Below are 9,751 nucleotides of genomic sequence, written 5' to 3' on the forward strand. Positions count from 1 at the left end.
CTTTTACGGGCGGAAGGCCAGCCGCTCTCTGAGCTTCTCCGGCTCGGGCGGCTGGAACCCTTCTATGTTGCCGCGGCCCGGCAGCTTCCGCGGGTCCTGGCCTGTCGGGATATCGACGCGGATTCCCTGACGTTCCGTAGGGGTGAATCGACAACCGCTACCGTGTGTAGGGCGCGACTGTGGTTATTTGATGCACAGGCGGGGCCGGTCGTGGTCGTGTTTTCCGTTGATGTCGAGTGCGCGCCGACGGTGTTCATCCCGTTCCTCGAGGACTGCTATTATGATCATGTTGCTGTCGGATCTTTTTCGCTGGAACGCTACGTAGCCGAGACGCTCGAAGAGGCTGACGTCCAGACCGTGGAGAGCGCTGGCCTGACGGCGCTTGGCCCGCAGCGGCACCAGATGGTGTTCACGTCCGCGACGCTGCCCGAGGATCCGATCCAACGGATCGTCTACCGGGCGGACCTCGACTGGAATCCTGAGTATTCGTCCATCCGGTTTCCCGCCGGGTTGAACCGGAGACCCGCCAGCGGCGCGGCCGTAGGTGCTTACGTCTGCTATTCGCCCAGCAGGACTATATTGAGAACTGTGCCCTTCTGTCCGCGGTACAGATTGTCGCCGCGACCGGCAAGGTCCGTCAGATTCGCCTGGCTGCCTATGATGCGCTCTTGCGGGTCCGTGACCTTTCCCGTGACCGTGGCGCTCTGAGTATGGCGGAACGCCGCGCGGAACTCGCCAGGATCAATGAGACGATGGCGGAACAGGAATTGCAGCTCACCTTCGGGGTGGAGACGGCGTGCGAGATCGGTATTCTGATTCCGGCGCTGCGTGTGGAGAACTTCCATCGTCAGCTCATCGAGTGCGCGGGGCTTACCGATAATGTGTCCACGGTATCGGCGATGCTGGCCCGTCTGGCGTCGGTCCTGAGTGCCGAACAAGCATCACAGGGCTTGCTCGACGCCCGAAAGCAGGATCTTCGACGGCTCCGGTACGGAGTGGCGGTCGGCTTCCTGTCCGTCGTCGCCGTGCCGATCGCGATCATTCTGGGGTTCTTCGGTGGTTCATACCGGGAAGTGGATGCTGGGAGATCCATTTTCGACTGGCGACGCTACTACCCGATGTACCTGTCGGTCCTTGGGCTTATTTTCTTTGCTGGCGGAGTTTTTCTGTACCTTTTCTGGCGCGAGCGTCGAGAACTCCGTAGGGTAGCCGGTACGGCGCTCCCTTGACGTGGACGTCAGAATAACCTATCCGGTCGATGGGCGAGGTCAACCGGTCGTAGCGACGCCCGCCTCGTGCTGGGAGCAGGGGGTTGGTAAGCTGATCGCGATCGGGCAGGCTCCTCGCCTGCCCCACCAGCCCGATTCGAACCCCCTGCTTAGTGGTCGCCGCCGGAAGTTGTTCGGGGGGTGCCGGATGACAGACGGATGTATCGTGAGGCGGAGAAGGCCCAGGTAGCGGTGTTCTACCTGGGCCGACGACAACGAGGCGAGGCGCCCTCTGGCGCCGGCAGACCCTGGACGAACTTCCGGCGGCGACCACTTAGGGCCCAGCACGAGGCGGGCGTCGAGTATCGCCTCCACCACTTGATACCGCCGTCGTGTGGAGGTGCCCGGCTGAGCGATAGCCTCGAAGACCCGGAGGGAAGCGTTTTGCAGAATGGGTGGGGGAACCGATGGCTGTGATGCGTTACAAGGACACCGCGTACCCAGTGAACGAGCTGGTCCAGCACGTCAAACGCGGCACCCTCGCCCTGCCGGACATCCAACGGCCGTTCGTCTGGCAGCACACCAAGGTACGGAATCTGCTGGACTCGATGTACCGCGGTTTCCCTGTCGGGAATCTTCTGTTCTGGGAGACAGGGACCGAAGCCGGAGCCCGGCAGATCGGCGAGTCGGGTCGGACCAGTGCTCCTCGCCTGCTGATCGTCGACGGCCAGCAACGGCTGACGTCGTTGTTCGCCGTAATGACCGGGCAGCAGGTGCTCAAGGACGATTTCACGACGACACGCATCCGGATCGCGTTCCGGCCGAGCGACGAGACGTTTGCGGTGACGGATGCGGCGATCGAGAAGGACCCGGAGTACCTCGCCGACGTGAGTGTTCTGTGGAGCCCTGAGGTCAGCAACCGACAGGTGGTCCGGGAGTTCCTGGGCAAGCTGGAACGCAAGCGTGAACTCGACGATGCCGAGCGCGACCGGTTGGACGAGGCGATTGGTCGGTTGATCAATCTGACGAACTACAACTTCCAGGTGGTGGAGTTGTCCGCCGACCTGGACGGTGACGAGGTCGCCGAGATCTTCGTGCGCATCAACAGCGAAGGCGTGACGCTCAACCAGGCCGACTTCATTCTCACTCTGATGTCGGTGTTCTGGGACAAGGGCCGCCGGGACCTGGAGGAGTTCTGTCGCAGTTGCCTGCTTCCGTCGCGGACCGGGGCATCGCCGTTCAACTGGTTCATCGAGCCGAAGCCTGACCAGCTGCTACGCGTCGTCATTGCGGTGGCCCTGCGCCGGGCCACACTCAAGCAGGTCTATACCGTCCTGCGCGGCCGCGAGGCGGAGACCGGCAAGGAATCCCCTGTGCGGCGGGACTCGCAGTTCGCCCAGCTCCAGGCGGCCCAGGAGCACGTTCTCGACCTGACCAACTGGCACGAGTTCCTGGACTGCATCGAGCGTGCCGGCTTCCGCAGCACCAAGATGATCTCCAGTCAGAACGCGCTCATCTTCTCGTACGCGCTGTGGCTGATCGGACGCATCGACTTCGGTGTCCCCATCGACCGTCTCCGCGAGGTGATCGCGCGCTGGTTCTTCATGGCTCACACGACCGGTCGGTATTCGGGTTCGGTGGAAACCCAGGTCGAGCGAGACCTCAGCCGACTGCGCGATCTCTCAGTTGGCGACTCGAACGCTTTTGCGGGCACCCTATCGAAGATCATCGACGATACCTTCACGCAGGACTACTTCACGATCACCCTGCCGAACGAGCTGGCCACGTCGGGGGCGAAGTCCCCAGTACTGCTGGCCTACTTCGCGGCGCTCAACATCCTCGATGCCGACGTACTGCTGTCCACCGGCAAGATCCGGTCCCGGATGGATCCGGCAGTGCTTCGCAAGAAGGGCATCGAACGTCATCACCTGTTCCCACAGAACTACCTGAAGAAGGTCCTCGGCGTCACCGACGCCTCCCGGATCAACCAGGCGGCCAACATGGCCATGGTCGACTGGAATGACAACATCGCTATCCTGGACAAGGCGCCCGACGACTACTGGTCCGGACAGCTTGCCGCGAAAGGCATCGCCCCCGACATCCTCGACCGGCAGGTCGAATGGCATGCACTGCCGACCGCGTGGACCAAGCTCAGCTACGACGAGTTCCTCGCACAACGCAGGGTTCTCATGGCGAAAGTGATCGGGAACGCGTTCGACCTGCTGAGCACGACCAGTTATCGGGCCGACTACCCGCCGAGCCCCCTCCCAGGCGACGCGGAGCGCCGCACGAGCGCGTTCCACGGCATCAAGATCGCCGATCTGTTGGCCGCCGGATTGCTCGCTGCGGGCACGACGCTCACACCGTCGCGGGGCGACGACGTCGTCGCAACAGTCGACGCCGACGGGAACATCGTGGTCGACGACGAGCGCTACGACTCCCCGTCCGGAGCTGCGAAGGCGGCAACCGGCCTTGGTCTCAACGGCTGGGTGTACTGGGTGGCCGACACGGCGCAAGGCGAGTTCACGCTCGCCGAGCTACGGGCAGCATATGCCGGCGACGACCCGTCCTCCGCAAGCTGATAGGCGGCTGCCGATTCGCTCCAAGTGTGTTCGACGACGGAAGGACCGCCGCATACCGTTCCCAACGGGTGACGAAGTACAGGCCTTCGGAAAATTCTTAGAGCGTGTTTCTAAACTGCCACCCCATAGATGATGTTGTAGTTGTGCAAACACGCTCACGTACCCATACGGATAGACACGGCGTGGCACCCCCACACGGCAGCGGACTCCTGGTAAAGCGCGGGTGTCGAATCCAACCGCCCTACCAGGAGCCCGAGCGCCAGTATCGTCTGCGTGCACGTGTGTGTCCTGCCCCGCCCACCCCGAATCCCGTCGGCCGGTGGTCGTAGCACCACACGACGGTTTCTACCCGTCCTCGACGATCACGGATGCGCAGTGGAGGGTGCTCGAACCGCTCCTGCCCGCGCCGGGTAACCGGGCGGGGAAGGGTGGCCGGCCCGAGAAGCACGCTCGACGGCGTGTCCTGGACGCGATCTTCTATCTGGTGCGGGGTGGCTTGGCTTGGCGACAGCTCCCCGTGGAGTTCCCGCCGTGGCGAACGGTGTACGGACTGTTCGTACGGTGGCGGACGGCCGGTAGCTGGCAGGCTATCCACGACGCGCTGCGTGACCGGGTGCGGGTGGCTGCCGGCCGCTCGCCGTTCCCGACGGCAGCGATTATCGATTCACAGTCGCTTAAGGGCGCCGATACTGTGACTAATGGTAGCCGCGGGTATGACGCTGGAAAAAAGATTAATGGGAGAAAACGGCATATAGCGGTGGATACGCTCGGGCTCCTGCTGACCGTAGTGATCACAGCGGCCAGCGTGCAGGACCGTGACGGCGCGCCCCCGCTGCTGGCCCGACTGCGGGAGCGCTTTTCCCCTGGTCAGCGTAGTCTGGGCCGATGGCGGGTATGCCGGCCGGTTAGTCAGGTGGGCCAGGCAGGTGCTGAAACTGACCGTCACCGTCGTCAAGTGCGGCGACGATGTCAGCGGGTTCGTGGTGTTGCCGCGCCGGTGGGTCGTGGAGCGCACTTTCGGTTGGATCATCCGGTATCGGCGGTGTGTTCGTGACTACGAAAGGTTGCCGGTCCAGCACGAGACCATGGTCTACATTGTTATGATCATGCTGATGTCGCGGCGGCTCGCGCAGCGACCGCCCTCGCGGCAGCGCCGGAACCTGGATGCGCGGACCGAGGGAGCCGTCTCCGATGCCGACCCGATCCGGTAGGCAAGCAAGGTCAAAATTAGTTATTAATCTTGATGAGAGTTTCCAAACGCCCTCTAAGAGAACTCAGGCAGGTTTTCCATCTTCTTCGCGAGCAGGTAGGCGACGCGTTCGGCGTTACGGTCGTAGGGAATCCGCACCAGCATGACGAACCGCGTGCTACGGTCGACCGACGTCGCGATCTGGGACTTGTTTCCCTTCCTGATTATCAGGTCCCCTTTCCAGAACCCGGGCACGGCACGGTCATCGGCTTCCCGCGGCCGTTCGCTGATGTTGACCATGTCGACTTTCTCGTAGACCATCGTTCACCGCGTCAGGAAGCCGTGGCAACGCTTCGAGCTTTCTTTCCTTCGGACGTGCCAGCTTCTCCTCGCGGCGTCGCTGCGCCTCGACCGCACGGTATGCCATCGCGCCGCCGTTACGGTCGATCTCCCGAGATATTGTTGAGTGGTGCCGGCCGAGCAGCTGCCCGATATACCGCGCCGACTTGTGCCGGCTCAGTTCCCGGGAGATAGTCTCCCGCTCCTCGATCTTCAACAACTCGCGCGAAGCCAGCTACCGTCCAGTCTGTCGACACTGCCGAGATCATCCTATCGGAGTGTCGCTACGACCGTTTGAACTCGCCGATCTTTTTATTGCGCGGCACTACGTCCGTGGACTGCTCTCGGACGTCCCGAAGAAGAACTCGTGGGAGCTGTCCTACTATCTCGGGTACCGCACGCCACGCCCCCTCGAACACCTTCTCGACGGGGCGAAATGGGACGCCGACGAACCCCGGGACTTCATCCCCGGCTACCCTCACCGACCACATCGGCTCCGCCGACGTCGCGCTCATCTTCGACGACATCCAAATCCTCAAAAAGGGTAACATGTCGGTGGGAGTCGCGCCCAAGCACTACGGGCTGACCGGCGACGTCGCCACCTATGCCTCCGACCTCGGCCACGCCTACGCCGGCCGGGAACTCCACGTCCCCGGCTCCTGGGCCGCCGACCCCGCCCGACGGGAGGCCGCAGGCATGCCCGGCGACTGGGAATTCGCTACCAAACGCGAAGGTATGAACTTGAGGTTATACCGAGCCGGTGCTGATCGACTGGTCCCGCGAGTTCGACCGGTGGCTCAGTGGGATCGAGGAGCAAGGCGGCCCGGCGCTGCGTTGGACCACCGCCATGCTCGCCGAGCTTCAGGACCTTGAGAAGAAGCCGGTCGACGATTCGGCGACGTTCAAGCGCATACGCCAAGCGCGCCGGCACGAACTGTGGCGCATCAGCCATCCCTTCGACAAGCAGGTCGCCGTACGGATCGTCTGCTGGTTCCCGGACGAGGCGACCGTTCGCGCTTGTCGGCTTCGACAAGGCCAAGCACGGCGACGTCTGGTACTCCAGCGCGGCCGTCCGTGGCGAGGTGCTTGTGGACCAGTGGCTTCGCGAGCACGGACAGGAGGGCACATGACGACCAGCCGCAGTACCGAGACGTTCGTCTCCGGCGACGAACGGGTCCGGCGCCTTCGCGAGAGGGCCGACCTCGCCGACCAGGTAGAGTCCGCCCGCGCACAGATGCGTGACGCGGACCGCGCCCACGCTATGGGACTCTCCGCGATTCGACGGGCGGCGGATCTCACCCAGACCGAACTCGCCCGGCAGCTCGGGGTCAGCCAGGCGGCCGTGGCGAAGACAGAGCAGCGGCACGACCTGTTGCTGTCGACCCTGCGGGCCTACCTGGAAGCCATCGGCGGCCACGTGCGGATCGTGGTCACCTTCCAAGGCGGACGCGAGGTCGAACTCGACCTCAGCCAGCTGGGATCGACGCCCTCTGGCGCATAGCCGGCGACAACCTGACACCAGCGGAACACGCATGGCCGGAAGGTCGTGAAGGTGTCCCGATTTTATTCATACCTCTCGTGTTTCGCACCTATGCGGCGGCTGCGGCGCAGGCCAGGGAGTAGTCCCGTAATAGATCGGGGTCCACGTGATCTGGGCGAACCGCGGTAAATCTGGCTGCGATCAAGGTTCTGCGCAGCTTGACGATCATGTCTTCGAAGGATGGTTCGGTCTTGCTGCCCTACCACGGCTCAGCGAGCCGGCGGGCGAGCACGTCCTCGGGCTGCTAGCCGTGCAGGGCATACCAGACGATGACCAAGGTCTGCACCAGCATGCGGGAGTGCCCGAGCAACGGTGTAACACCCAGCGCCAGCGGGCCGTTTCCGCAGGCGAAGGCCCCCTTGCTGGTAGTTACCGGAAAATCTTCTGACAGTCCCGTCCTGGCGTCTACCGGTGGTTGTGTCGGCAGCCCGCGGCGCCTTGTCAGCTGGTGTATGGATTCCTCAAGGTCATGGGCGTGCGCGCGATGTCAAGTGCCGGCCGAGGGAAGCGGGGGCCTGCCGTGTAGTAGCGGGCCCGGGTTCGGCCGACCGGTTCTAGGACTTGGGCGGTGGTGAGGTCGCGGAGGTCGCGTTGCGCCTGCTGCAGGCTCAGGCCCTCGGCGTGCTCGTACCGTGAGCGGCGGACACGTCCAGCCATGGCCACGTCGTGCAGGGCGGTGACCACTCGCTCTTCCAGACCGGTGCTCTCGGTGAATTCGGAGAGTGCGCGCCATACCCGCCCGGAGCGGTCGAGGCGGCCTTGAACGGTCTGGGCCTGCTGGTGGTAGGCGGTCAGGTTGAAGCGGATCCAGCTGGAGACGTCCTGGTCGGGACGGTACGTGGGGCCCCGGTCGGCGAGTTCGCGGTAGTACTCCCAGGTGTTGCCGGGGCGGCCGAGCCACGCCTCGATGGACGAGAACTCCGGGGCGAGGGCACCTTCGCGGGCGATCATGAGCGTCTGCAGCGAACGGGACATCCGGCCGTTCCCGTCGGCCCAGGGGTGGATGGACACAAGGTGCAGATGTGCCATGGATGCTCGCACCAGCGGGTGGGTGCCGTCGTCGGCGTTGAGCCGGTCGATAAGTTCCTTCATCAGCGCCGGGACGACATCGGCGTCCGGGGCTGTATAGGCCGCGATGCTGGGGTCGCGGGCGTCCGTGACGTAGACGGGGCCCCGGCGCCACTGGCCGGCTGGCTTGCGCACGGTGTGACGGTGGCCTTGCAGCATCCAGTGCAAAGCGTTGAGTATGCCTTTGCTGTAGCTGAAGTCCTCGGCATCGTGGAGCGTCTGGATATACGTCATCATTCGCTGATAGGCGAGGGTCTCCTCCCGGTTCTCGTCCGAAACCTCAACATCTCGCTCGCCATCCATCAGATCCTGGACGTCGATCGTGGATACCTTGAAGCCCTCGATGGAGTTCGAGGCCGCGACGGCATCGGCGGTCAGGAACTTCCGGAGTCCCTCAGTCCATTTCGACGGCGTGGTCTGGATTTGGTGCCGCAGTGCATCCCGCATGCCGTCGATCTCGCTGAGCACCTGATCGTCGGCAGGTCTGAGGGCTGGCGTGGGGTAGAGCATGCATTGACGATAGTTTGACGCAGTCATTACGTCAAAACGGGCTGGGCCACCAGCGTTGAGTCAGGCTTTCAAGCAGCTCATTCGCGATCCTTTTGCAAGATCCAGAAATCGCGATCTGGCTCTCTACCAGCGGAAACGCGTGGACCTTCATCCCGGTTACTCGAACACGCCCGCCCGCCGAGCGAAGCTCGGCATCGGGGGGTCCTGGGGTCGTCCCCAGGGCAGACAATGCGGCCCGCAGGGAAGCTGAACGGAGTTCAGCGACCACAGCGGGCCAGCTCGTGGAGGTGAGGGGATGGAACTTGAACCCCGATCTGGCCCGTTATCTGCGCGAACGTTTGAGGTAAGCGCGTTCGGCGTATCGCCGCCGGCTGGACGTATCCCTTTTCATCCTTCGGCAGCCCGCGGTGCACCGGGTCGGCGAGTTCGGCGATGTGCCTTACCAGCCGGCCCGCGCCAGATCGAACCGGGCGACCTGCAATCCCAGCCGGAGCCCGGCCCGGTCGGAGGTGCGGAAGTGGATGCCGGCCCAGACCCGTGCGTTCAGCACGTCCTCGGCCACCTGGGTCCAGGAGGTGTACGTCCGAGTGAAGCCCGGGGCGGTGGCGGCGGTGAGCGTGAGAGGACGCGGCGGCTGCGGCCCGAGCAGTTCGGTGAGCACGGTGACCGCCGCGCCGGTGTAGCCGTTGTGGCCGCTGGGGTACTCGGAGTTGTCCGGGGGTGGGAACAGCGAGGTCCAGGTGGGATCGGCCCGGGTGTCGGGGTTACCGTCGATGGCGGCTAGGTGTATGGCGGTGACCGGGCGCCATCGGAGGTAGACGTACTTAGCCTCGTACACGGCGATGTAGGCGTCTGCGGTCACCGCGTGGAACGTGGCGAGCAGGCGGGCGCGGTCCCCCGTTGACCGTGGTACACCCGCGGCCAGGACCTGGCGCAGCATCTGGGTCCAGTTAGCGAGGGCGGCCGGCTGCCAGAGCAGCGCCACGCTGGTCTGGTCGGGGGTGCGGACGGTGCTGTCGAGTCGTCCGAACGCCTTCGTCTCGGCGAAGTCCCGTGCGTACTGCGGGGATGTCAGCGAGGGTGGCGGGGAGGGGCGGAACCGGTCGGCCCGGTCGAGCAGGAATGGCCGCGCCCTACCCTGTCCCGCCTGGACGGCCGGGTTGAAGCCCGGTGGGGTGGGCCGCCAGATCCCAGGAGCGTCCGAGGGCGGAGTGAACGGCGTGTTCACCGATGCGGGATCCAGGCCGTCACCGGCACGCTCGGCGAGCATCCGGGCGGCTGCCGCGCGGCCCGCCGCGACGCCGCGGGAGGTGGC

Annotated in this window: 10 protein-coding genes; 6 read left to right on the plus strand and 4 right to left on the minus strand. The window is 64.5% G+C overall.

Annotation, left to right across the window (positions count from 1 at the left end; all coding sequences use genetic code 11):
• Window positions 1–210 precede the first annotated feature (210 nt).
• The 4 genes from MJ777_RS07080 to MJ777_RS07095 all read left to right on the plus strand — a co-directional run bounded on the left by MJ777_RS07080 (window position 211) and on the right by MJ777_RS07095 (window position 5,001).
• Window positions 211–708: a hypothetical protein gene (locus MJ777_RS07080; RefSeq protein WP_239374329.1), complete on the plus strand. Its 498-nt coding sequence runs from the start codon at window positions 211–213 to the stop codon at window positions 706–708.
• Between the two features lie 2 nt (window positions 709–710).
• Window positions 711–1,229, plus strand: a complete 519-nt coding sequence (locus MJ777_RS07085) for a hypothetical protein (RefSeq protein WP_239374332.1) — start codon at window positions 711–713, stop codon at window positions 1,227–1,229.
• Window positions 1,230–1,675: 446 nt separating this feature from the next.
• Window positions 1,676–3,790, plus strand: a complete 2,115-nt coding sequence (locus MJ777_RS07090) for a DUF262 domain-containing protein (protein WP_239313108.1) — start codon at window positions 1,676–1,678, stop codon at window positions 3,788–3,790.
• 319 nt (window positions 3,791–4,109) lie between these two features.
• Window positions 4,110–5,001 (plus strand): IS5 family transposase gene (locus tag MJ777_RS07095; protein WP_370651755.1). Its coding sequence is split into 2 segments (ribosomal slippage): window positions 4,110–4,652 and window positions 4,654–5,001, totalling 891 coding nucleotides; the frame shifts between segments, so codons are not numbered across the junction.
• A gap of 53 nt (window positions 5,002–5,054) precedes the next feature.
• Here MJ777_RS07095 and MJ777_RS07100 read toward each other — a convergent pair.
• Window positions 5,055–5,300 (minus strand): transposase, encoded by a 246-nt coding sequence (locus tag MJ777_RS07100; RefSeq protein ID WP_370652668.1) that lies wholly within the window; start codon window positions 5,298–5,300, stop codon window positions 5,055–5,057.
• A complete protein-coding gene (locus MJ777_RS23035) occupies window positions 5,242–5,538 on the minus strand; it encodes a helix-turn-helix domain-containing protein (RefSeq protein ID WP_370651756.1) in 297 nt (98 codons plus the stop codon). The genes MJ777_RS07100 and MJ777_RS23035 overlap by 59 nt, the downstream gene beginning before the upstream one ends.
• A 113-nt stretch (window positions 5,539–5,651) precedes the next feature.
• On the opposite strand from MJ777_RS23035, the gene MJ777_RS07105 reads away from it, so the two are divergent.
• Both MJ777_RS07105 and MJ777_RS07110 read left to right on the plus strand, forming a co-directional pair.
• Window positions 5,652–6,191, plus strand: a complete 540-nt coding sequence (locus MJ777_RS07105) for a transposase (RefSeq protein ID WP_239374335.1) — start codon at window positions 5,652–5,654, stop codon at window positions 6,189–6,191.
• Complete coding sequence (locus MJ777_RS07110) at window positions 6,079–6,819, plus strand: helix-turn-helix domain-containing protein (protein ID WP_239313736.1); 741 nt, start codon at window positions 6,079–6,081, stop codon at window positions 6,817–6,819. Before MJ777_RS07105 ends, MJ777_RS07110 begins: the two co-directional genes overlap by 113 nt.
• 480 nt (window positions 6,820–7,299) lie before the next feature.
• Here the strand turns inward: MJ777_RS07110 and MJ777_RS07115 are convergent, their stop codons facing one another.
• The gene (locus tag MJ777_RS07115) at window positions 7,300–8,436 is read right to left on the minus strand and encodes a Fic family protein (protein ID WP_239313742.1); all 1,137 of its coding nucleotides are present in this window, start codon (window positions 8,434–8,436) and stop codon (window positions 7,300–7,302) included.
• A 439-nt stretch (window positions 8,437–8,875) separates the two neighbouring features.
• On the minus strand, window positions 8,876–9,751 hold an 876-nt coding region (locus MJ777_RS07120; RefSeq protein WP_239374338.1), incomplete at its 5' end, for a vanadium-dependent haloperoxidase.

Source organism: Protofrankia sp. Cj5 (genome assembly GCF_917627405.1).
Classification (GTDB): Bacteria; Actinomycetota; Actinomycetes; order Frankiales; family Frankiaceae; genus Protofrankia.